The 22,978-nt window shown below is 57.2% G+C and carries 20 protein-coding genes; 7 read left to right on the top strand and 13 right to left on the bottom strand.

The genetic code is table 11. The features are described 5' to 3' along the window. The first annotated feature begins 335 nt into the window (after positions 1-335). Positions 336-1,346: a zinc-dependent alcohol dehydrogenase family protein gene (locus tag DFR37_RS13500; RefSeq protein ID WP_113933846.1), complete on the top strand. Its 1,011-nt coding sequence runs from the start codon at positions 336-338 to the stop codon at positions 1,344-1,346. 81 nt (positions 1,347-1,427) lie between these two features. Here the strand turns inward: DFR37_RS13500 and DFR37_RS13495 are convergent, their stop codons facing one another. The 3 genes from DFR37_RS13495 to DFR37_RS13485 form a co-directional block, all read right to left on the bottom strand. Further along, on the bottom strand, positions 1,428-1,934 hold the full coding sequence (locus tag DFR37_RS13495; RefSeq protein WP_113933845.1) for a type II toxin-antitoxin system YhaV family toxin: 507 nt from the start codon (positions 1,932-1,934) through the stop codon (positions 1,428-1,430). Further along, complete coding sequence (locus DFR37_RS13490) at positions 1,931-2,260, bottom strand: type II toxin-antitoxin system PrlF family antitoxin (RefSeq protein ID WP_113933844.1); 330 nt, start codon at positions 2,258-2,260, stop codon at positions 1,931-1,933. The genes DFR37_RS13495 and DFR37_RS13490 overlap by 4 nt, the downstream gene beginning before the upstream one ends. Before the next feature lie 90 nt (positions 2,261-2,350). Further along, positions 2,351-3,190 carry an NAD(P)-dependent oxidoreductase gene (locus DFR37_RS13485; protein ID WP_113933843.1) on the bottom strand — a complete coding sequence of 280 codons (840 nt, stop codon included), beginning with the start codon at positions 3,188-3,190 and terminating at the stop codon, positions 2,351-2,353. 223 nt (positions 3,191-3,413) lie between these two features. On the opposite strand from DFR37_RS13485, the gene DFR37_RS13480 reads away from it, so the two are divergent. From DFR37_RS13480 to DFR37_RS13470, 3 genes are all read left to right on the top strand, one after another. Continuing rightward, complete coding sequence (locus tag DFR37_RS13480; protein WP_113933842.1) at positions 3,414-4,049, top strand: UdgX family uracil-DNA binding protein; 636 nt, start codon at positions 3,414-3,416, stop codon at positions 4,047-4,049. Between the two features lie 120 nt (positions 4,050-4,169). Further along, positions 4,170-5,648, top strand: a complete 1,479-nt coding sequence (locus DFR37_RS13475) for an MFS transporter (protein ID WP_113933841.1) — start codon at positions 4,170-4,172, stop codon at positions 5,646-5,648. Between the two features lie 242 nt (positions 5,649-5,890). Continuing rightward, positions 5,891-8,026: a sulfatase-like hydrolase/transferase gene (locus DFR37_RS13470; RefSeq protein ID WP_113933840.1), complete on the top strand. Its 2,136-nt coding sequence runs from the start codon at positions 5,891-5,893 to the stop codon at positions 8,024-8,026. Between the two features lie 40 nt (positions 8,027-8,066). Here DFR37_RS13470 and DFR37_RS13465 read toward each other — a convergent pair whose 3' ends face one another. From DFR37_RS13465 to DFR37_RS13455, 3 genes are all read right to left on the bottom strand, one after another. Next, positions 8,067-9,611: a sensor domain-containing diguanylate cyclase gene (locus DFR37_RS13465; RefSeq protein WP_113933839.1), complete on the bottom strand. Its 1,545-nt coding sequence runs from the start codon at positions 9,609-9,611 to the stop codon at positions 8,067-8,069. 362 nt (positions 9,612-9,973) lie between these two features. Further along, positions 9,974-12,061, bottom strand: a complete 2,088-nt coding sequence (locus DFR37_RS13460) for a hypothetical protein (protein ID WP_180148077.1) — start codon at positions 12,059-12,061, stop codon at positions 9,974-9,976. Between the two features lie 231 nt (positions 12,062-12,292). Further along, positions 12,293-12,997, bottom strand: a complete 705-nt coding sequence (locus DFR37_RS13455; RefSeq protein ID WP_113933838.1) for an SDR family oxidoreductase — start codon at positions 12,995-12,997, stop codon at positions 12,293-12,295. 104 nt (positions 12,998-13,101) lie between these two features. Here DFR37_RS13455 and DFR37_RS13450 point away from each other — a divergent pair, with 104 nt between their 5' ends. Next, on the top strand, positions 13,102-13,977 hold the full coding sequence (locus DFR37_RS13450; protein WP_113933837.1) for a LysR substrate-binding domain-containing protein: 876 nt from the start codon (positions 13,102-13,104) through the stop codon (positions 13,975-13,977). A 53-nt stretch (positions 13,978-14,030) separates the two neighbouring features. On the opposite strand, the gene DFR37_RS13445 is transcribed toward DFR37_RS13450, so the two are convergent. After that, positions 14,031-14,738 (bottom strand): lytic transglycosylase domain-containing protein, encoded by a 708-nt coding sequence (locus DFR37_RS13445; protein WP_242341853.1) that lies wholly within the window; start codon positions 14,736-14,738, stop codon positions 14,031-14,033. 453 nt (positions 14,739-15,191) lie between these two features. Here DFR37_RS13445 and DFR37_RS13440 point away from each other — a divergent pair, with 453 nt between their 5' ends. Both DFR37_RS13440 and DFR37_RS13435 read left to right on the top strand, forming a co-directional pair. After that, positions 15,192-15,527, top strand: coding sequence for a four-helix bundle copper-binding protein (locus DFR37_RS13440; protein ID WP_113933835.1), 336 nt, complete (start codon positions 15,192-15,194; stop codon positions 15,525-15,527). Positions 15,528-15,677: 150 nt separating this feature from the next. Then, positions 15,678-16,097 (top strand): DUF411 domain-containing protein, encoded by a 420-nt coding sequence (locus tag DFR37_RS13435; protein ID WP_113933834.1) that lies wholly within the window; start codon positions 15,678-15,680, stop codon positions 16,095-16,097. Positions 16,098-16,148: 51 nt separating this feature from the next. Here the strand turns inward: DFR37_RS13435 and DFR37_RS13430 are convergent, their stop codons facing one another. The 6 genes from DFR37_RS13430 to DFR37_RS13405 form a co-directional block, all read right to left on the bottom strand. Further along, positions 16,149-16,943 carry an ABC transporter ATP-binding protein gene (locus tag DFR37_RS13430; protein ID WP_379881447.1) on the bottom strand — a complete coding sequence of 265 codons (795 nt, stop codon included), beginning with the start codon at positions 16,941-16,943 and terminating at the stop codon, positions 16,149-16,151. Beyond that, complete coding sequence (locus DFR37_RS13425) at positions 16,927-17,736, bottom strand: ABC transporter ATP-binding protein (protein WP_113933832.1); 810 nt, start codon at positions 17,734-17,736, stop codon at positions 16,927-16,929. The genes DFR37_RS13430 and DFR37_RS13425 overlap by 17 nt, the downstream gene beginning before the upstream one ends. After that, complete coding sequence (locus tag DFR37_RS13420) at positions 17,733-19,643, bottom strand: ABC transporter permease (RefSeq protein ID WP_113933831.1); 1,911 nt, start codon at positions 19,641-19,643, stop codon at positions 17,733-17,735. The genes DFR37_RS13425 and DFR37_RS13420 overlap by 4 nt, the downstream gene beginning before the upstream one ends. A gap of 45 nt (positions 19,644-19,688) precedes the next feature. Then, the gene (locus tag DFR37_RS13415; protein WP_170139917.1) at positions 19,689-20,867 is read right to left on the bottom strand and encodes an ABC transporter substrate-binding protein; all 1,179 of its coding nucleotides are present in this window, start codon (positions 20,865-20,867) and stop codon (positions 19,689-19,691) included. A 306-nt stretch (positions 20,868-21,173) separates the two neighbouring features. Beyond that, on the bottom strand, positions 21,174-21,725 hold the full coding sequence (locus tag DFR37_RS13410; RefSeq protein ID WP_242341854.1) for a MarR family winged helix-turn-helix transcriptional regulator: 552 nt from the start codon (positions 21,723-21,725) through the stop codon (positions 21,174-21,176). After that, positions 21,715-22,947, bottom strand: coding sequence for a Gfo/Idh/MocA family protein (locus DFR37_RS13405; RefSeq protein WP_113933829.1), 1,233 nt, complete (start codon positions 22,945-22,947; stop codon positions 21,715-21,717). The genes DFR37_RS13410 and DFR37_RS13405 overlap by 11 nt, the downstream gene beginning before the upstream one ends. Between the last annotated feature and the right edge of the window lie 31 nt (positions 22,948-22,978).

Raw genomic sequence — 22,978 nt, 5'->3', positions numbered from 1 at the left:
TTGGGTAAAGATTTCGAAGACCAGTAATTCATTGGCTTCGCCCTCACAACAATATAAGCTATCTAGCGGAAAAGTTGATTGATTTAAACTATCGAAGCCATAAACGTCGCGTGGTTAATGGCTCGGGCCGATATCCTGGCGCCTTGGCGCGCTCGATGCGCGTATCGTCAATGATCGCGCTGTAGAATATCCTGTCCCCCTTTGGACATCCTGTCTCCCTTTAACGGATATTTGACACTATCCCGGGCCACAAATGACGGGACTCCGAACCCTTTGCACTCTGCCGCTTGGGCCACTTGCCTCCCCGCCCACGTCAGGGTTTTATGGAGTTTTCAATGAGCATCAAGACAATTTACGTTCAGGCCGGTGGCGGCTTCGATAACGTAACGGTGGGCACCAGCCAACCCAAAGCGCCCGGCGCTGGCGAAATCACCGTGCGCATTCGTGCCAGTTCACTGAACTACCACGACCTGGGCGTGGTAAGCGGGGCCATGCCGCCCAATGAGCAGCGCATTCCCATGTCCGACGGCGCGGGCGAAGTAACCGCCGTGGGCGCGGGTGTCGAAGAATTCAATGTCGGCGACCATGTCGTCAGCACCTTCTTCCCCGACTGGCTGGACGGCGAGCCGCTGCAGGCCGGCTTTGGCCGCACACCAGGGGATGGCATAGACGGCTTTGCGCGCGAACAAGTGACCTTGCCCGCCACAGCGTTCACGCACACCCCGCGCGGCTATAGCCACGCCGAGGCCGCAACGCTTACTACCGCCGGACTCACTGCCTGGCGCGCCCTGTTCGAATATGGCCGCCTGAAATCCGGCGAAACCGTCCTGGTTCAAGGCACGGGCGGCGTCTCCATTTTTGCGCTGCAACTGGCCAAGCTTGCGGGCGCGCGGGTCATTGCCACCTCATCCAGCACAGCAAAACTGGACAAGCTGAAGACGCTGGGCGCCGATGCAGTCATCAACTACCGCGACGATCCTGAATGGGAAAAGACGGTCCGCCGCTTGACCGATAACCGCGGCGTCGACCATGTCATCGAAGTCGGTGGTCCCGCAACGCTGGCGCAATCCATTGTCGCCACTCGTGTGGGCGGACAGATTGCCGTGATAGGCGTGCTTAGCGGCAGGACCAGCCAGTTGCCGCTGGGCCAGGCGCTGTCCAGGCAAGTGCGCCTGCAAGCCATGCTGGTCGGCAGCCGCCGCCAACAGCAGGACTTTGTTCGCGCCATCGAAACAACAGGTCTGCGGCCGGTGATCGATCGGCATTTTCCGTTGGAAGAAATCGTTGCTGCCTTTCAGTATCAAGCCAGCGGAAAGCACTTCGGGAAAATTGTGCTTGATATTTGAAAGCCTGCGTCGCTAACGGCATCGCACACTCTGACCCCAATCGCCCGCGACTGCGTCGTTGTAGCCGGGCGCAGCAGGCGGCTATGGCGCGATCCCAGCGATGAACTGCTGCAGACGTTGTCCCTCAGCCCGGGCCTCATCCAGCAATTGCTTCCAGTCGTCTGGCGGGTGGCCGCTTTCCAACATCTTGCTGAACACCCGATAAGCGTCATCGCCATTTTCGAATGCGCGCCTGGTGTCCTCATCATTGACCCACGCGAAGACAATCACTTGGCTTGCCGCGTGATAACGAAAGAACAGTCGATATTGCTGGAAAAATTTTGCCCGAAACCAGTGTTTGTGCCCTGCGCCTAGCGTGCCTCCTTGGCGGTACTCGGGCCGTGCCGGATCTTGCGGTATGACCTCGAACGCCAATTTCATAATGGCCGCCAATCGCTTACTTGCGTTCTTCTTTACATATCCGTGTGGATCCTTTTGCTTGAAAAACTCGACCTGCCGGGCCAGCGCTTCAATCTGGGCAAAGAACAAGGGATGAACAAAAATCGTCCAGCCATGAATGACTAAAGGAGCCGATTTCTTGGCATTCATTCATCGTCAGCCGACAGCGCAGCATCTAGATCCACGTCTATGCTCCCGGCCAATGACTGAAGGCGCTGGACAAAGTTGGCATCCATAGCCCGCAAGCGCTCAGGGTGGCTGGCAATATCGCGAGCCAGGAAGTTCAAGAATTGACCCAACACTAGATCGTCGCCATCAACGGCTTCGGCCCGAGTGAGCACCACTTCGCCGTCAGGGCGGATTGTGTAGTGGATCTTGTCACGCTTTTCCAGCCGCAAGGCGCGGCGTACCGACTCTGGCACCGTGGTCTGATAGCGATCGGTTAGGGTGGACTCGATTTCAAAAGTGGAGGACATGGAATTCTGGAAAAAGGTAGGTCATCTTGCATAATAATGCAATTGAATTACCAATGCAATGCATTTGCATTGCAAACGCTCTGGCCTTGTCTAACGTAAGTAACGTTGCACCACTACGGCCAGGTCCCTATCAGCCATGCCGTTGTTTGCCACTTCGGTGAACGAGGCCAATGCGCTCTCGGTTACCGGCATGGGAACGCCATTGGTGCGGCCGCTGGCGGCAATGACGCGCATATCCTTGCATGCCCCCGCAACGCTGAACGCGACCGGCAGCTCCGCCCCTTTGATGACATCCACCTTGGGCGCCAACGCCGGCAGCGCCGCAGGCGTATCCAGGACGACATCCAGCATTTGATCCAATGACAGGCCGGCCGCCGCACCTGCGCCAACCGCTTCGGCCAGCCCTGCGAAATAAACACTCATCACAGTATTGACGCAGTGCTTCATGGCCATGCCGGCGCCGACCGGTCCGCAATGCACAATACGACGCGAAAATGCGCTCAACATAGGGGTCAGCATGTCGACGATGTCTGCATCGCCCCCCACCAGCGTCATCAACTTGCCCTGAAGCGCTGGCGCCACCGTTCCGACGACTGGCGCGTCGATAAAGCGCGCAGCGCGAGCATTCGCCATTTCCGCCAGGCGCGCCACAGTATCCAGACGCATGGTCCCCATCTCAACGAATAATTTGCCGGAGACCTCGCCCCCAAACATCGTCTCGTGCACTTCCATCGTGGCCGCATCGTCAATCAGCATGCTGAACACCACATCGCTTTCATTTACCAGCTCCCGCAGCGAATCGACGACTGCCAGATCCTCTGGAACCTCTCGGGCCGTGCGATTCCAGGCCGTCAAGGCAAAACCCGCCGCACGCAATCGGGCTGTCATCGCCATGCCCATCCTGCCCAAGCCTACGAACCCAATTCTCATGCCTAGTCTCCTTTATATTTCCTGACACATCGGCCAAATTACCATTCGGCCCGGTGCGGCGTCCACAGCCACGAGCTGGCACAGGTTTGCGGGCCGACAGCCAGTCACGGAACACGAAACTACACCAGTCGTTTAACCCGATCAAGAGTTGAAGCCGCTTTATTCACCCTGCGCTGGCTCGGTACGCAAATTGCTGCCTTCCCTCCTCTTCGAGGGAAAGCTCATGGCTGACATCGCTAGTTCCGAACGTGCATCCGACCGTATTCCGCCCGACGCCGGCATCGCGCAACTGCGCGAGGGTGCGCAGCTGTGCCGCGATTGCCCCATCGGCGAGAACGCAACTCAGGCGGTCTTCGGGGAAGGCCCGGCCGCGGCCAGGCTTATGTTGGTGGGCGAGCAGCCGGGCGACCGCGAGGATCTGGCCGGCCATCCCTTCGTCGGCCCTTCCGGCCACTTGCTGGACAAGGCAATGCAAGAGCTGGGATGGCCTCGCGATTCCATTTACGTGACCAACGCGGTGAAACATTTCAAGTTCGAACTCCGAGGCAAGCGACGCATGCATAAAAGTCCGGCCCAGCAAGAGATCGAAGCCTGTTTACAGTGGCTGGATCGAGAACTCGATGTAGTGCGACCCGCGGCAATCGTAGCGCTGGGGGCGATAGCCGCGCGGGCACTGGTGGACAGGCCCGTCGGCGTAATGCGCGAACGCGGCAACTGGATCAAGCGGACCGACGGCTTGAGGGTATTGATAACGCTGCATCCCTCCGCCCTGCTACGAGGCCCTCCGCAAGAGCGGGAGGCGGCATTTGCCAAATGGCTGGACGACCTGCGGCATGCGTCCCGCTATGTAGGCAAATAGTGACTCTTTCGCAGTCCGCGCGACCATGGCTCGCGTTGTCGCAACCAGCGGGATACATCCGAAACAGATGAAGGCTCGTAAAGTCCCCGCCGGGATGGATCCTACGTTAGAATCGCAGCGATGAATCGACGTGCAGACCCTGTTGCCGCCAAACCAAGAAAGAACGAACGCTTCACGCCGGATCCGGCGCGCTGGCGGATTCTTATCGTTCTCTTGACCTCGCTATTCATGTCGCTTATTGGCGTAAGCATCGTCAATGTCGTTCTTCCTTCCATGCAGAATGCGTTGCATGCCACCCAATCGGACATCCAGTGGGTGCTTTCGGGCTACGCGTTGATGTTTGGCGTGGTGCTGGTCAGCGCCGGACGCGCGGGCGACATCATGGGGCGCGGCGGCCTCTTCCTTATCGGAACCGGCATTTTCACACTGTCCTCGATCGCTGCCGGGCTCGCCCCCGACGCGACGTGGCTTAACGTTGCGCGCTTCCTGCAAGGCCTGGGTTCAGGACTGTTAAGCCCGCAGGGCATTGGCATGATCCAGCAGTACTTCCGTGGCGCGGAGCGCGGGCGGGCATTCGGCTATCTGGGTACGGTCGTGGGTTTTTCGGTCGCGATCGGGCCGGTGCTCGGAGGGGTGCTGATCCATCTCGGCGGGCCCGAGATCGGGTGGCGGCTGACTTTCCTGGTCAATGTGCCGATCGGAATCGCAACGATTTTTCTGGGCTTGTTCTGGTTTCCACGCCCTCTTTTTACTGCTGCCGGAAACGCGACGCAATCGTCGAGCCAAGCCGGCAGTCTCGTGCGCGCGTTGGACCCGGTTGGCTCCACGCTGCTGGGCCTGACGGTGCTTGCCTTTCTTTTTCCTTTCATGGAATTCCGCAGCTCGGCCTGGACTTGGCTATTGCTGCCGGCAGGCCTGGCGCTGACTTACATCTGGATCTATTGGGAACGCCGCTACGCGCGTTTGGGCGGCAGCCCCATGGTTGACCTGGATATTTTCCGGGTCTCCAGCTTTACCAACGGCACGCTGATCATGACGCTGTATTTCCTGGGCATGACCAGCGTATGGGTGCTGGTGGCGCTTTATGTGCAAATGGGAACAGGCAAGACAGCATTCGAAGCGGGGCTGTTCGGCGTGCCGGCGGCGCTGCTTTCGGCCTATGCCGCCGCCTGGGCCGGCAAGCGGGTCATGCGCTATGGCCGGCGAATAGTCATCTACGGCCTGCTGTTGGCGCTGCTGGGCCTGGCATTGAGCATACTGGTCGCATTCTTGCACGAAAAAGGTCTTGTCAGCATATGGTGGCTGCTATTGACCTTGTCGTTCGTGGGGCTGGCACAAGGTTCTGTCATCAGTCCGAACCAGGCGCTGACCCTGGCCGATGTCCCCCTCAATTATGCAGGCAGCTCGGGCGCCATCATGCAGACCGGCCAGCGCATCGGTACTTCGATAGGCATCGCGGTCATCACCGCCGCCACCTTTGCATCGCTGGACGCCTCATCGTCTTGGGCAATCGCCGTTATGGTCGGCTTTGGCGTAGTCATTCTTGTGGTGTTCCTTACCCTGCTGGTGGCTATCAAAGATCTGTACGACCGCGGATAAGCGTTTGTACAGGACGCCGAAAATACCTACCAAAGCGGCAAAGCGCCAAGAACGCGGCGACTTCGGCGACGTTGGCGAATTTTGGCATTCTGCATTGCCAACCCGCCAATAATCCATTAGGCTAAATTAAGAAGCTTCAATACTAATAACATCAGCCTAGGCTAAACGGCGTATTGCAACTCTTGGCGTCTAATGCCTGGCATGGGGCGGCCCCAGCGCCGCGCCCTCCAGGGGAGACTGCCGTGAACAATACGCTTCCAACATTGCTGGCTGCAAGTGCGGCAGCGTTTTTCCTGACGTCCTGCAGCGATAGCGACGTCGCATCAAGCCTTGACCCTTCCGGACCGCCCAACATCCTGTTTGTCATCATGGACGACGTCGGAATCGACCAAATGAAAGTTTTCGGCTACGGTGGGAAGACACCGCCAAGCATGCCGAACATCAACGCTGTTGCCAACGCGGGGGTACGATTCCGCAACACCTGGACCATGCCCGAATGTTCGCCCAGCCGAGCCGCTTTCTTTGTGGGCCGCTACCCCATTCGCACGAACATCTACCAGGCGCTCGGACCCAGCGATCTTGCCAATTCGCACCTTACCCCGTATGACGTGACCACGCCCAAACTGCTCAAGCAGGCAGGCTATGAAAGCGGTCTGTTCGGCAAGTATCATCTGGGCGGCCCCGAGAACAATGAAGCGGGAATCGAAGGGCCCAACGTCCTCGGCTGGGACTATTTCTATGGCTGGGTCGGCGGTCTTCCCGGTTCGGTCGATACTTCGGCCGGCGGAATTGCAGTCGACGGCACGTATTCCTGCGGCTTCGTACCCAGCAAACAAGCGGGCGGCGCCGACACTGGGGCCTGCTATCAGGCCGAAGGCGCTTGCAAAGTCATTGAACGCACCGAACCGACTCAGGATGCCGCCGGCTTGCAATGCCTGGCCTCGGGCGGCATCTTTGTCCCGGAGATGACTTGCGGCCAACGGCCAACCACACTGAACTTCACACGTCTTAACGGTTACTACGTCTCGCCCCTCGTCATCTTCGACGGCAAAAAAACGGAAGAGGTCCCGTTAAGCGACCCTAGAGCCAGAATCTACCGCACGCAAATCGAGACCGATTCGGCCATCGACTGGATTAAATCGCGCTCCGCCAACAAACCGTGGATGGCAACGGTCAGCTACACCTCCGCCCACACGCCGTGGCAGCAGCCGCCTGGCGCACTGCTGGCCCATGACGGCCCCGCATCGGACGACTGGAGTTGCAGTGCGCCGGAAGCCGCCAGGCTGATACAAAACAAAATGACCGAGGCCATGGACACCGAGTTCGGACGCTTGATGGTCGAAACAGGCTTGGCCACACGCGACAGCAATGGCAGCCTGGTCTATAACCCCAAGGCTTCGAACACCATCATCGCCATCATTGGCGACAATGGCTCGCTGGGCACGGCGGTCAAATTGCCGTTTGTAGCCGGCCAGGCCAAAGGAACCGCCTATCAAACCGGAGTGTGGGACCCGCTGATCATTGCCGGGCCGCAGGTCGTTCAACCCGGGCGTGAAGTCGAACACATGGTAAATGCCGTGGACCTCTTCCAGTTATTTGGCGAAATCGCCGGCCTGGACGTCCATGAAAAGGTGCCGCGCACCCTCGATTCCGTAGGCATTCTGCCCTACCTGACCAATCCGGAACAGACCAGCCTGCGCATGGTCAACTTCACGATCGGCGGCAGCAACATACAGGCTCACGGCGCTAGGAACGGACCATGCGTGATCAGCACCAGTTGCACCCAAAGTGCGCCTTCCAAAAGCGTGTGCGAAGACAATCATGGCACGTGGTGGGGCGACGGCGGCGCAGGCTACAAGATGTGCGCCGAAGTGAACCAGGAACTTCACAGGCAAGGCAAAGATCTGCTCAACATATTGCCTGACCCCACCATGGCTGTTCGCAACGACCGCTACAAACTGGTTCGAAATATCACCTACAACTTCAATCCTGCGACCAACGGCTTCCAGACGGATACCGTGGAAGAGCTGTATGAAATCAACCAGGCAGCACCCGAGCCTTTGCTTGATACGAGCGAGCGCAATTTGCTGGCCAAGAATCCCACCGCGGAAACACTGGCAGTTCGCGACAGTTTACGGACCACTTTGGACAAAATCCTGGCCTCCGAGCCCGATTGCCCGGGCGACGGCAATAAGGATGGCGTGGTCAATGCGCAGGATTTGAACAACTGGCGCAAAATCGCCCATGACTGGGGCTTATCCAGCGTCTATGATTTTGTGGTGGGCGATGGCCGTGACGGATTTACCAACCATATCGACGAAGCCATTATTCAAAACAACCTGAACAAGGCTTGCGAACGCTCGTACGCGGTTTACTGAACAGCGGCGTCGCGGGGCCACGCACGGCCGATAATGTTCGCTATGCGAGGCCCGAGTCGTGCACAGTAATGTGCCCGCGCCCGGCCCCTTTTGTCTTGTACAGGGCGCTATCAGCCGCGTCTATCAAGGCGGCCGGCGTACTAAAGGCGGTACGTCCCGGCAAAAGCGCGGCAATGCCCGCCGAGAACGTAATATGGGCGCGCGCATCGCCTCTTATCAAATAGGGCGTCTCGCGTACGCTCTTCAGCATCTGTTCCACAATCGCCCGCGCAGCGTCCACATCCGTATGAGGAAGCAGAACAACGAACTCTTCACCGCCGTAGCGCGCCACGGTATCGGTTTGCCGCGATATGGTCAGGATGCGATGCGCAACAGTAGCCAGTACCTGGTCACCCACTGCGTGACCGAAGCTATCGTTGAAAGACTTGAACAAGTCGATATCAATGAACACCACACTAAAAGGCGATTGGCTGTGCAACGCGAGATCGAACTCCTGTGCCAGCTTGCGCTCGAGATAGTCACGGTTATAAAGGCCGGTAAGCGAATCGCGCTGCGTCTGCATCTCTAGCGTCGCTATACGCTGCTCAAGAGCCTGGATGTGTCCGTCCGCAACCGCGGAAGCTTGTAACAGGTGCAAATTGCGCACGGTAAGAAGCTCTAGCGCGCTGTCGCCGATGCTCTGCAAAACCGCGGGATCTACGAGTTCAGACTCAAACAACGCCTCCATGGCGGGCATCTCGTCTCTCATTGAGGCAATAATATTCTGGTACTGCTCGGCGTTTATGTCCAAAAAAGACTGCGCCGTTCTGAAGGCCGCGTTGAGCGCGTCGGCCGACGCCCCCTCTATCCATGCATCTGCAATGCAGGCTGCGGTAGCTACGCAAGCGGAAAGGCGCCCGATACCATCGCTGCAATCCTCTGTGCGGCGGTCTTGCGCACAGTCGGCGGGTGCATGGCTGCGCCATACACTTTCATGAATATGCGCGGGAAGCCGCCAATGCTTGAGCAGTTGTTCGCCTGCCCGCACGTGGTCAAAGCCGTAGCGCGCGGCCTCGTACTCCAGCAGGCTGGCATGGTCGGGGCTGTTCTTGTAAAGCGTGACGTAAGGGTTTCCGAGCATGGCGGCCATGGCAAGCACGCCAATATCTTGCATCAAGCCGGCCAACAAGAAGTCTTCAGGCTGGAGTTCGCGCAGCTCTATGGCAATGGTTCTGGCAGCCAGGGCCGTCAGCAGCGAACGGCTCCAGTAATTGGTATCGTCAAGATCGCCATCGCCCTGCCCGCAAGACAGGCCGCGCAATGAAAAACTAAGCGACAGCGAGATGGTGGCATTCAAACCCATGAAGCCGATGGCCTCAGACAAGCTCGATACTTTGCGCCGAAGCCCATAGAACGAGGAATTGGCCGTTCGCATCAGCTTTCCGACCAGGGCGGGGTCGAATGCAATGACTTTGGCAAACTCGTCCAGCGCGGCCGAGCTGTCTTCGGCCAACTCGACAAGCTGCAATGCCACGGCGGGCAGCGTAGGCAGACGCTTGCAGTACTTCAACTGCGCAATAATCTGTGATTCGTCCAACTTCTGCATACTTGCCACTATGTGAACCCTCTCGATGTTTCTCAGTGACCACACCAAACTTTGTCGCTTCTGGCCAGCGATACTCCTCCGGGCAAGATGCCAGATTATCAGCCATCAATGCCACTGCACGCAAGGCGCAACACAGCAAAGAGCAAAGAAATGTCCACCCACACCAACATGTGCTGGCTTGCACCGCGCGCGGCAGTTTATATTGTTTGTTGGAGGCGACGCCGGAACCGTACCAAGCCTTTTATCGCTGAAACTCAGCGTGGCGGAAAGTACCCTGCCATGTGGACGGATCGCCCCGCCGGCTAGCGCGAGCACCAGGAGTCAAACCGCAGCAGAAAGGCGGCGGCTTGATCCTGAAACCACTACATAAAATTGACAGGTTGCGGATAGCTCAGGAAATTCTTGGTCAACTGCTGCTCGAGGACGTCCTTTTGTTGATTTGGGTTGGCGCCGACACACCATTTTTCCGAATTGGCATGCGTGTCTCCTTTGCTGTTGACGACCCGGCAAGTTGTCTTGTCGACTAGCGTTGCCTTATTGGGAGGGCAATCCTTCAGCGGTATGCCGTCGGGACATGTCTGGAACTGCTCGTTGACACGAAGGGAATACACGTTGTCGTCCACATCGGTGAAGCGCACTTTAATGGGATACTTGGCCACGGTGCCGACTCTGAACCCTGCAATCTGGCTATTGTCCGGCAAGACGACATCTTGTTTGTCCTTTTCGCAGTTCATGTCGCCGGCATCCTGACCCAGTACGCAAACCCCGTACTTTTTGATCAATGGCTTGTTCGCACGGCCATCCAGGGACGCGGGCACCCCGACCATCAGGGTAAAGCCGTCCGCGTAGCTAAATTGCTTTGAATTTTCAAGGCCTTGCGTGCCTCCCACCGCAAAAATCAGCCCATCGCCCAACTCGCTCATGAAGCCAACGGCATCGTCAACAGAAAACCCGTAAGCATTCATTTTCAGGTCGTCATGAATCAATCCAACATAAGGATTGAACAAGAGCTTGGGGTTCGCCTTGACCGCTGCTTGTTGATGGTTATATTGCAATTGGTGGATGTACATGGACTGGATTGCTGCGTGATCCCAGCCTGGAATAGTCGTTTTGGCCAAGGGGTTCGCCGCTGCGCCGCAGCCCTCGTTAAATGGAACCCAGCCATAGATGTGGGTAATGGCTTGCCAGTAGTTGAATACCGGCACTTTGGGTGTCGTGCCTTCGCATTCGCCCCGGGCGTACATGGCCAGGTAATTTTGGTGGCTTTGCTTGAAGAAATCCTTGACGGCCGTCAGGTTGGTCGTCAAAGCCGCGGGACAAATTGCACTTACATCCTCGTTGACGTACGTGGAAATGTCTTCGGCGTCCCAGCCCCCGGCGCAATATCCCCATAAGTTCTGCATGCGCTGAACCGCCTGGCCATAGCGCAGAGTCTTCATTTGCTCGTTGGAACACCCGCCATTGATGCATTGCATTACGGTCAATACCGGCGGATTGGCACCTGTCGGCTTGATGGGTACGTCGTCGGTAGCATGCAAGACGCCGTCACGCTGGGCAAAAATATTGTAGCCGCCCGGCAGTTTCGTCTGATACAGGTTGTAGACAGGCCATCCTTCGCCAACGGCGGGAGCATTCAAGAATGTTTTCAGCAGGTTCCTGAACTCAACCAGCGGCTGCGCCGAACCGCTGTAGCCGATGTATGGGTTGTTTTTCGGCCCTATAGCCACGGGCATATAAACGTGGTCTACATAAGAAATATTGTATCCGACGTTCTCCGGCTTCAAGAGCCGCAGTGACTGGCCGGCCGGGATGATGGAATCGCCGAAAGTATATTCCGACAATTGTGCATATATATTTTCCGGGAACTGGATATTGCTGGAATAAGTGCTTAATGTGCAGGCCGTATTTTGTCCTTGACAGGTGACTCCGTCCGGCGTGGCCAGCTTGGTGTCCTCTTTGTCGTCCTGCAGCCGGTCGTTCCGGTCGGCCAACACAACACGCCCGCCATTCCACCAGGTAATATAGCTGCCCGCCGCCAGTTCGCTATACAGCGGAAGTGTTACCGTCACCGAAGAATTTGGCGGTATGCCCTTGCCCTCGTTTACATACAACTTGTAAACGAGCTTGGTCGGATAAGGCTCGGCCGTACGCAGGCATCCTTGAATCCACTCATTCACCAAATTTTTACTAGTTGCCACCACCGGATAAATCGTATCGCCCGCGGAGTTGTTATAAACGGTGACCGTCTTTGGCTTGACCTGCACGGCATTGCCGTCGTAGTCCTTGCAGGTAACGACCTGAGAAGGCGGCGCCACCGGAGTCACATCGGCAACCGAAGGGCTGTCCTCGTTGCAGGCGACCAAGCCAAGCGCCAGAACAATGGCGCCGCCGGCGCGCAATACCGACACGGAAAATGGGCGTTCCGCAATCCGCTGAATAGAGAAATTCACTTGATTCATCCTTATGAAGTAGGACTTGCGCGAACCATCATTGACGACTTGAGGCAGAGCTATCGAGTTGCCAACAATCGAAAACTACAAATTTCACTACTCACGCTTCATGTCGCGGAAAGGCGGCGCAGGTTCGCTGAGCGCTCTACACCTTTTAGTCCTTCTTGTAACTTTTGTCTTCAAATTTTTGTATTGAGTAACAAAATTCTGGGGGCAAGGCCGCCCCGCAGCTCACAGCCCGCGCGAAATGCCTCCGTCGACTCGAATATTCTGGCCAGTAATGTAGCCTGCGTCGGCCGAGAGCAGAAAAGCAATCGTGGCGGCCACTTCTTCTGCCTTGCCGTACCGCCCCATTGGCACGCTGTCACGGCGCTCGTTGGTGGCGGGCAGGCTGTCGATCCAGCCTGGCAGGACATTATTGATGCGTATATTCTTTGCTGCGTAGGAGTCGGCGAAAATTTTGGTGAAATTCGCCAGCCCGGCGCGGAACACCGTCGAGGTCGGGAACAGTTCGGACGGCTCGAAAGCCCACGCTGTGGAGATGTTGACTATGGCTCCGCCGCCCTGCGCTTGCATGATGGGCGTAACCAATCGGACGGAGCGCACGGCGCTCAAGAAATAAACCTCCAGACTATTGTGCCAATCCTCGTCGGTAATATCGAGAATCGGTGCGCGGGCACCGTGGCCGGCGGAATTGACCAACGCATCTATTCGCCCCCATTTTTCCATCGCCAGGTCGACCAGCCGCCGCACATCGTCATTCGACTGATTCGAGCCTGTTACACCTATGCCGCCTAGCTCACTGGCAAGAGCTTCCCCTTTTCCGGATGAGGATAGAACTGCAATGCGATAACCCTCGTGCGCCAGCCTTCTTGCCGCGGCCGCTCCCATGCCCGATCCACCGGCCGTGACAATAGCAACTTTTTCTACAGACATATAAATCTCCAGTGCTTGATTAAAATAAATTATCTCAAACAGCGCCGTTTATTTCGCGCTATAAATAAACGTGAGAGAATGTAGAAAAACTATAGGCTTTGAGCATGCTTTTTCCCCGCCGCAAACTGCCCGCATTGAATGCCCTACGCGCTTTCGAGGCGTCCGGCCGCAGCCTGAATTTTCGCGTTGCGGCCGACGAGCTGGGCGTGACGCAAGGGGCAGTGGCGCAACAGGTTCGCGCACTCGAAGAACACCTGGGAATTTCGCTGTTTCATCGCCTCTCGCGAGGTCTTGCACTGACGACGCCGGGTGCAAGCTACCTTGCAAACGTGACCCGGGCTTTCGATACGCTTGGGGAAGCAACAACCCAGCTACTTGCCAGGCCCGAGCTGGTAACTATCAGCGTGCCCCCCACAGTCGCCGCCAAGCTATTGATCCCGCGGCTGGCCGAGTTCTCCGCCGCGCTTCCAGACATCGAGCTGCGTACCATGGCCACCGAAGCCCTATCCGACTTCGACCGGGATCAAGTCGACTTAGCCGTGCGGCTGACTCGTTCAACGTTTCCCGCCAACTTGGAAGCAAAGCTGCTATTTCGCCAAGAGCTCGTCGCTGTGGCGAGCCCGCACCTGATCAATCAGCAGGCTTGCCCGGTAAGCTTTGAACAGCTCCGGAAGTTTCCACTTTTGCATGACGCGCATAACCACTGGCCGCAGTTCCTGGGAACGTCCGGCAATCTTGCGGGTGCGCAGTTCAATCAAACGGCTCTGGCCCTTGACGCTGCCTTGGCAGGCCAAGGTATTGCTTTGACGTGCCGGGCTTTTGTCGACTCGGATCTGGCGGCTGGCCGACTGGTGCAGGTGACAGAGGCAACCAAGATAATCGAACCCGCGTACTTCCTGGTCCGCAAGCGTTCGCCGTCCCCCAGAACTGCGGCGCGCGCAGTATGGGATTGGTGCGTGGACCAGTTTCTTGTTGCTTGATAATTGGCGAGGAAATGGGCGAGGCAAGCTATAACGCGCCGCCAAGCGAAGCCTTACCCTGCGTGTTGCGCCGATGCCGGGTCAAATAGCCCAGGACTGATAGCCACTTCGGCTGCGGCAGTATCGGCAACTTGCGCCAACTTGCGGGACTCGTCAATGACCGTCTTTGCATAACCGCGAGCATTGCCGGAGTACTTGGCCAGGGCCCGCGACAAATCGCCGTCGGCCGATTCCAGATATTCTTCCAGTATGTCGGTGCCCACGCGAATATTGACGACCGGGTCAAACAGCGACTCGGATGCATGCAGCTTTTCTCGATGCCAGCGTCGAACCACTTGCATCAGCCCCTGCGCACCGTAGCTGCTTTGCACTTTAGGCCGAAAAACGCTTTCTTTTTGAATGATGGCGATCAGCAGTTCCGGGTCAAGCCCAACACGGCGGCTGGCTTCCTTCCATGCAAGCTCTACATACCGCTGCACTGTCTGGGGCGATTGGCGCAACTTCTCCGCAAGGTATTCGGCCTGAGCCTGCTTGCGGGCGTCATCAACGATAGAGGCCAAATCCTGTACTTGTTCCAGGTCGATTCCAAGCGAAGGCCCTGGCTTGACAGGCTCTGGTGCCGCAGAATCCAGTTGAGTAGCTGCTGGCTGCGTTTGTTCCGGCTGTCGATAAACGGGATCGAGCGCGGTAATCTGCTCTGGCGCCGCAACCGCCACTGCGCCGGCGAGTTCGTCAGCCCACGCTCCAGAAGAGGCAAGCAAGCTGCCCGCGACGCAACTGGCGGCAGCAATTAAAAAGGTTCGGTTATGAACTTTGCGATAAAACGGCTCAATGCAAGTTAGTAAAGTTTTTTTAGCAATCATTGGTCCTAGGCGCCCATAACCACACGCACTCGCAGAACAAAGCCCCTGAACTGGCCAGGTGACTTGGCTTATTGGGATTGCTATATGGAGTAGCCAGCTCCTACATTGCCTGGAGCCGAGCAGTTTTGAAAGGCGTCTTCAATTAAAGTGAGAACACGACGCAAGCGCGCCGTCCTTTTCCTTAAAGACCATAACATTGCAAACGTTTCTGCGATGCTAAAAGGTGTAAGCGTATTTTTCGGCAATTTGTTTGCGTTTTAGCGACGGTCTTCGGCATTTGAATTGCTGGCTGCGGAAGTGGCCTTGCTTCGCAAGCCATCGACAACCAGTCCTTAACCGTTGGAGACCAATATGCCTCATGAAAAATTCCAGTCGTGCATAGACGCTTGTTATGCTTGCGCCACTCAGTGCGACCACTGCGCCGTTTCATGCCTGCAAGAGCAGGATGTCAAAAGCATGGCGCGCTGCATAAAACTGGACATGGACTGCGCACAAATTTGCCACCTGGCAGCCAGTTACATGGCTCGGGGCAGCGAGTTCGCCCATGCTCTATGTCGCCTGTGCGCCGACGTGTGCCAAGCCTGCGCCGAGGAATGCGCCAAGCACCAAGTGGACCACTGCCAGCATTGCGCCCAGGTGTGCCGCCAGTGTGCCCAAGAGTGCGGACGGATGGCGCAAGCGGCATAAGCGGCCGAGCAGCAGTCGGTGAAGGACACTGCTGAAGAACTCGTACATGTCACCGTAGAAATAAACCATCTTGGCGGCGACTGAACTAAATTGCTAAATTAGAATCTACTCTTCAAGATTCACTTACATATTTATCTGGAGCAAGCTTTCATGAAACTACGGCTGGCGGCCGCGGCTGCCTTTACTCTTGTATCGTCCTTCGCACATGCAGCAGGCACAGCGCTTACGGTGTACCAGGACCCCAATTGCGGCTGCTGCTCCGGCTGGGTCCAGCATATGCGCGAGTCCAGCTTTGACGTTACCGCCATCAAAACGGCCGACATGGCTTCGGTGAAGCAGAAGCTTGGGGTGCCGGCGCAGCTTGGCTCATGCCACACAGGCGTGGTCGAGGCTACCGGTCAAGTCATAGAGGGCCATGTGCCGGCCAGTGCAGTGCACAAGCTGCTCGCCGACTCGTCCGTGAGGGGCGTTTCGGCGCCCGGCATGCCATTGAATGCACCAGGCATGGGCGAACTTGACGGCAATCTGGTAACTGTCGACTTCACGGGAAAACCGTTTTCCAGGGATTGAAGGTCACGGCGATTGCAAAGCCCTGACTGCTTTAGCAAAGTACCAACTCCCCTAATCGCGAATCAACGCACTCAGCTTCAGGGCCATCGGCTTGGACCGCTCGGGCAGTTGCTTTATCCCGCCTGCCCCGGCGCCAAGGTATTTCTCGACGATCTCCGGGGACTCCAGAAGATCTTTTGCCCGCCCGGACAGCGTCACTCGTCCGTTCTCTACAACATATCCACGGTCTGCGATGGCCAACGCCTGGCGGGCGTTCTGTTCAGCAAGCAGAATGGTAAGCCCTTCGTCCCGGAGCCTTTCAATCATCTGGAAAATCTCGGCCACCAGCAATGGCGCCACCCCCAATGATGGCTCGTCCAGTATAAGGACGCGCGGCGCCGACATAAGGCCGCGGGCGATGGCCAGCAGTTGCTGTTGGCCGCCGGAGAAATTTCCGGCGGTGTGATCGAAGCGCTCGCGCAGAATGGGGAATAGGTCGCACACCCGGTCGAGCCGGGCGGCTTCGTTTTCTTTGCTTCTGTTTGCCGCGCCGTATCCGCCCAGGCGCAGGTTTTCGGCCACGGTCATACCTAGAAAGATTTGCCGGCCTTCCGGTACGTGCGCAATGCCCAGCGTAAGCCGGTCCGCGGGCGAGAGTTTTGTAATGGGCTTGCCGTCGAATAGAATTTCACCTTGGCGTGCGTGCAGCAGGCCCGAGACGCTTCTGACCAGCGTCGATTTGCCGGCACCGTTGGCGCCAACCAAGGTAACGATCTCTCCTTTGGCAAGGACCAGGTCGACATCGCGCAACACGTTTTCGCGGGCATAGCCGGCAGATACATTACGCAGTTCAAGCAGGGGCATGATTTTCTCGTCCGAGATAGGCTTGGATGACCTTCTCGTTGCGCTGAATTTCAGAGGGCGGCCCGCTTCCGATGATGGCGCCGGCATCCAGCACGACCACATGGTCGGCGACGCTCATGACCAGCCCCATGTTATGTTCGACCAGCAGGATCGGAATGCCGCTTTCGCAAACGGCCCTCAGCAGCACAGCAAGATCTTCTGTTTCGCGATCGTTGAGGCCTGCCGCCGGCTCGTCCAGGCAAAGCAGGCGCGGCTGGCTCATCAAGGCGCGAACGACTTCAAGCAGTTTCTGCGCCCCCATGGGCAGATCGATTGCGTGGGTGTCCTTTTCGTTGAGCAGGCCAACGAGATCCAACAGGCCTTCAGCCCTGTGCCGCAAATCGGCCTCTTGCCGTCGGCTAGAGGGCCCCCAAAAAAACTGCGATAACGGCGAACCGGTCAACAGGCGGTGCCGTCCGGCCAGGACGTTTTCAAGCACCGTCATTCCTGGGAAAACGCGCGCGGACTGGAAGGTGCGGATGAGCCCCATTTGGGCGATTTGAATGGGCGACCGCCCTTTGATGCTGTGTCCTTCGAAATAGACCTCGCCCTCATATGAAAAAATGTTTGATATAAGGTTGAACACCGTGGTTTTGCCCGCGCCGTTCGGTCCGATCAGTGCAGTGATTTTTCCGGCATGCACCTCGAATGTCACGTCAGACACAGCCCGGACGCCGCCAAACGACTTGGAGAGCCCTTGCATCGACAAAACGCAGCCAGCACCTTGGCTAGCAATGGAACGGGCCGTACTTGTCATACGCTCTTCTCCCCCGAGGACGCAAAGGACTGGCCCGGCTGCTTGGACCGAGACGTCCAACGAACCAGGCGCTCGGCAAACGCGCCATAAATGCCTTGCGGCAAATACAAGAAACACAGGATAAGCAACAGGCCGCTGACCAGCGTTTTGTAATAGGCCAGCGGCTGGAAGATCGTGGGCAATAGGGTCAGCAAAATGCAGCCGAACAACGAGCCGACCAGCGTGCCTTCACCGCCGATGACCATCATGGAGACAAGCTCGAACGACTTGTCCACGCCGACCATGTCCGGAGAAAGAAAATTGAATGAGAAGGCGTACAGGCTGCCGCTGAGCGATGCCAGCAAGGCGCTGATGGAGAATACAACCAGCTTATGGCGGACGACATTGACGCCCAAGGCGGTTGCCGCCAACTGATCGGTACGGATTGCGATGGTCGCACGGCCGAAGCGAGACCTGAGCCCGCCGAATAGCAGCAGCAACACCACGACGTTCACGCCCAGTGCCAGGTAATACATTGAAACGGGCGTGTCAAAGTCAAAGCCGGCCACAGAGAACGACGGCACGCCGACAAGACCCGACGGCCCGCCGGTGATGTCGATGAAGCCCACCGCAAATGAGTCGACCAAAAGAGAAAAGGCAAGCGTCGCAAGCGCCAGATACAGCCCGCGCAAACGCAGCGTCACCACAGCCAGGATCAAAGCGCATGCCAGCGACAACCCCATGCCGGCAAGAACGGCCAGCAACGGCGGTGTATTGAAGTTAACAACGAGGTAGCCCGCGGTATAGCCCCCGATTGCCATGAAGCCCGCATGTCCCAGACTGATCTGGCCGCAATAGCCCATCAGAAGGTCAAGTCCGATCAGCGCAATGAACTGTATCGCGGCTATCGTAAGGCTGCTCATTATTCCGTTGGAGACGACGAAAAAAGGCACGGTCACGGCAATGGCCAGGCCTATGACCGACATCCATATTGCCGTCTTGGGTGGAAATCGCAAGATGCGTCCCGACACACGTTTTTCGTCGCGCACGTCCTGGCGCCTGGCGACCCGCGGGCGAATCAGGCCGCCGGGCCTCCACACCAGGACGGCAAGCAGAATAAGCACCGCAATGGCGCTGCTAAAGAGCGAAGACACATAGGCTGTAGCCAACTGCGTGGCCACCCCAAGCAACAGGCCTCCGACAAGCGCCCCCCCGGCCGAGGAAAGCCCGCCGATTACCACAGCGATAAAGCCCGAAATAGTGAACAGCCGGCCGGTATCGAACTGCAGTGTCGTAGTTGGTGCGACGACCACCCCGGCAATGGCGGCCAGCGCGGTGGCCAGCATAAAGCTCAACACCGTGACACGGGAAACATTGACCCCCACCAAGCTTGCCGCCATGGGGTTTTCGGAACAGGCCCTTAAAGCGCGGCCTAGCCGGGTATGGCCGATGAGATACCACAGCCCGACCAAAACCACCGCCACCGTGGCAAGCACCCAGAAGTCCTGGGTTGGAATGTGCACATTCCCGATTGAAACCGGTACTTTGCCGGAGAACACAGGCGGCGCATACGGCTGGCTGCCCCATACGACAAATGACAGCCCCTCCAGCATGGTCAGGATGCCAACGGTAATCATCAGGACATTGGAGTTGGACAGCCGGCCCAGCGCGGGCACGAAGGTGACACTTCCGAGCGCTGTTCCGACAACCGTCGTCACGATAACGGCCAAGGGCAAGCCGGCGTAGGCCGGCATGCCGAAAACTTGGGTAAGAGAGAACCCGATCAGCGCGCTTATGACGACAAAGCCGCCCTGGGCGAGATTGATTGCGCCGGTGACCCGATAAACGATCGAGAACCCCAGTGCAATCAGCCCATAAATTGTTCCAATTACTAGCCCATCGACGCTAATCTGAATAAATTCGGCCATTGTTCAGAACCGTGCGCACACAAAGTTTTGTGAATTGGATCTGTGCTAGAGCGCCCCACCGCCTGCTTTGCTTACGACCGCCCAGTGATCGGCCTTCGGATCCCAGCGCGTAACCACGACGTTGTCCGACCCCAGGCCTCGTTGCGGGAACTTCTTGAAATCGTACACTCCGTTGATGCCCGCAAAGCCCTGCAAACTGGCCAGATACTTGCGAAGGTCTTCAGCCGTTGCGTTTTCCGGCAGTTTCTTCAAGGCCTCGATGATCAGCAAAGCAGGATCCCACGCAAAGGTGGAAGGGCCGTCGGGCTTGGCGTTTGCCTGGTCATAGGCGTCGAAGAATGCCTTCTTGCTGGCAGCGACATCATCGGAGACCTTCAAGAGGTCGGACTTGGGCCATTCAGGCGAGGGAATATAAAGTTCTTTTGGCAGAAACGCGGCATACTGCTTCATCTGCTCGTAAGTCATGTTGCCGTCTGTGGTGGCAATCGGAACATCCAGCCCCGCATCCCTGATTGCCTTGAAGACCGTGCCGATAGGACCGCCGGTAGACCAGGCAATGACCACATCGGGATTGGCGCCCTTGATGCGTTGTATCTGCGCGGACGCGCTCATGTCCTTGGCGTTGAATTGCTGTTCTGAAACAATGGAAAGCTTGTCGTACTTGCCCGACTTCATCAGCTCTTGGATGTTTCGATAGGCATCTTGCCCTGTGGCGTCCGTGGATGTCAACAAGCCGATTTTTGTCCAGCCTTTATCGCCGAAATACGTCAACAGGCCTTGGGCGAGCGCTTTGGTCGAGATGCTTGAACTGAACACATAGCTGCCGCTTTCCGGGTACAGGGACGGCGAGAAACAGTAATTGACCGGCCCGCGGCTCTTGACCAATGGCGCCATCGCGTTGCACACAGAAGAAATGGCCGACCCCAATACCACGGCAGGCTTTGCCGCCTTGATCTGATTGAACAGCGGAACAGCGGTCTGGGGCTGGGTCTGGTCGTCATGGAAAACAAAATTTATCTGGCGGCCATGAATGCCGCCTTTCTCGTTCTCCATCTTTTGAAGTAGCTCAAGCGCTCGTTGCTCGCCCTTTCCAAGAAAAGCTGCGCCCCCCGTCAAGGGCAGGACAACGTCAATGTCGTATGTGTCGGCGGCTTGTGCGGTCTGTGCACCTGAGATGGTCAGCAATGCGCATGCGACAGCGCCTATATAGTTAATTAGCTTCAAAACCAATCCTCCTTTGAGTCTCAATCTTGCATTATTGTTGTTGCTGCGAGCCGGGCTGGATTCTGGAAAGTCGGGCGACTAAATGACTGCGAACTGCCGATTGGCTTCGGTGGGCTTGGCGCCCCGAAATACATGGCATGTAGAAGGAAGAACTCAACGACTAAGAGCTTTCGCGACGTGGGGACGCTTGCTTCTATTTAAAGTTTATTCCGCTAAATTCGAATTCGCAAGACATCATCTCGCCGATTCAGGACCACGTCAGCTCGTGAAAGCCTTCTTCTCCTCAGCATCGAAGAAGCCGCTCCTTTATCGGCCAGGCTGAAGCAATCGCCCCAGCGCTCTTGTGGAGGGAACTCGGCGGTTGCTTGATTCGTGCAGGTCTTTTTCATCGACCGACAAGTTCTCTATTATCGTGGTCAGCACTTTGCGGGCGATTCTGACTTCTTCCCGGTCCAGCCCGCTGATTGCAACCGCGTTGACCTCTTCGGCCAAAGGCAACAAGTGCTCGCGCAACGCTTTGCCCGACTCGCTCAGGTGGATATAAACGTTCTTCTTGTTCCCTTCTTTTTGACTGCGACGCACATATCCAAGCGATTCCATCGCGTTGATGGCAGCGAATGTCGTAGGTGCCGACATGCCCGCCAGCTCGCTGAGTTCGCGCTGGGTCAGCCCGTCGTGCTCCCATAGAATTCGCAGAAACGACCAATGGCCAAATGCCACAGAGTGGTCGATCAGGCGTATTTGCAGCGAACGTTCCATCGCGCGCCGTGCATCCTTTATAAGGTGGGCCAATCTGTCTTCGGGGATGGAGTTACGCCAGTCTTCTTTATTGGGCACGGTATTATTTTTAATGGTCATATTCGTCACGCAGTTCACGCTCGTCGGGGTTTGGCACAGGGCGGGATGGAGCTACCTGGAACTGTAGCGCGACATCCTTGCCCGTTTGTGCCGATTCTAGTATTGCAATACACACTTCGGTGGTCGCTCGCGCCCATCGGGCGCAGTGCAGCGGATCAAGGCCAAGGCGAACCGCGTCCCAAAGCTCGTCGACGACTTCCGCCCGGGGAACGGGACGCTTGGGGGTGGACACGAATTTGCGCTCGGCATCACTGTATATCACAAGGCCTTCAGGCGTCAGCTTGATGTCGGCACGCTCCGCAGAAATGATGACCGGTCCAAAATGCTGGTGATACGGCGTGGCGGGCGAAGCCTTGAAGCGATAATCTTTGCCGCCATAGTTGCCTGCTATTTTCAACTGCGCTTCGCGAGCCGCGTCCATGTGCAGAATTCTTGACCGCGCCGCGCCATATGCAGTGCTGTCCTTTCGATAACCCATTTCGCTTACGTCGCCCATCAGCTCATCGCTATCGAAGTGCGCATAGCCGCTATAGGTCGCCGAGGCGAAGGCTCCGTCATGTGTCGTCAGCAGTGCCATGTACGCTCCTTCGGTAGGGCGGCTACTGTCCCAGCTTCCGGTGCAGGCACGCACTTTGTCGATAAGCCCTCCCAGCAGCAAGCGTACGATATCGATCTGGTGCGCAGCCTGACTGAACACCACTCCGCCCCCTTGGCGGGTATCAAGCTCTTCAGGCCGCCGAGGCCTGTACAAGAAGTCTGTGTAGTTAAGCGCGTTGAGCATGCGCACGGCGCCAAAGATCCCGGAATTCAGCATGGCCGCGGCATGCAGCACCGGCCCATCAAAACTGTGTGAGTGCCCCACTATGACGGGAACCTTTGTCTGAGCGGCAAGCTCCACGATACGAGTGCAGTCCGCCAAGGAAATTGCCAACGGCTTTTCTATAAGCATTGCCTTGCCGGCTGCGGCAACCACACGCACATGTTCGGCATGAAACTGATGGGGCGACGCGATATAAACAGCTTCGACATCAGGATTGCCGCATAAATCTTCCAGTGCTTCGTACGCCGGGGCGTTGAAATCGCGGCTGAACATTTCCCGGGCGTTCGACCGTGGATCCGCTGCCGCAACCAGCCGCACTCTTTCGTCCTGCAAAAAAGTCGGCAGCATCAGCGTAAACGCTCGCCCCAGCCCCACCACACCCAAACCGATTGCTTTTTCCATCGGGCCACTCCCGCAAAGATATTGCATTAAA

Origin of the sequence: Eoetvoesiella caeni, from assembly GCF_003315175.1 — a bacterium.
GTDB lineage: Bacteria > Pseudomonadota > Gammaproteobacteria > Burkholderiales > Burkholderiaceae_B > Eoetvoesia > Eoetvoesia caeni.
The sequence above is the reverse complement of the archived record's forward strand: the minus strand, read 5'-3'. Positions and strand labels throughout refer to the sequence as shown.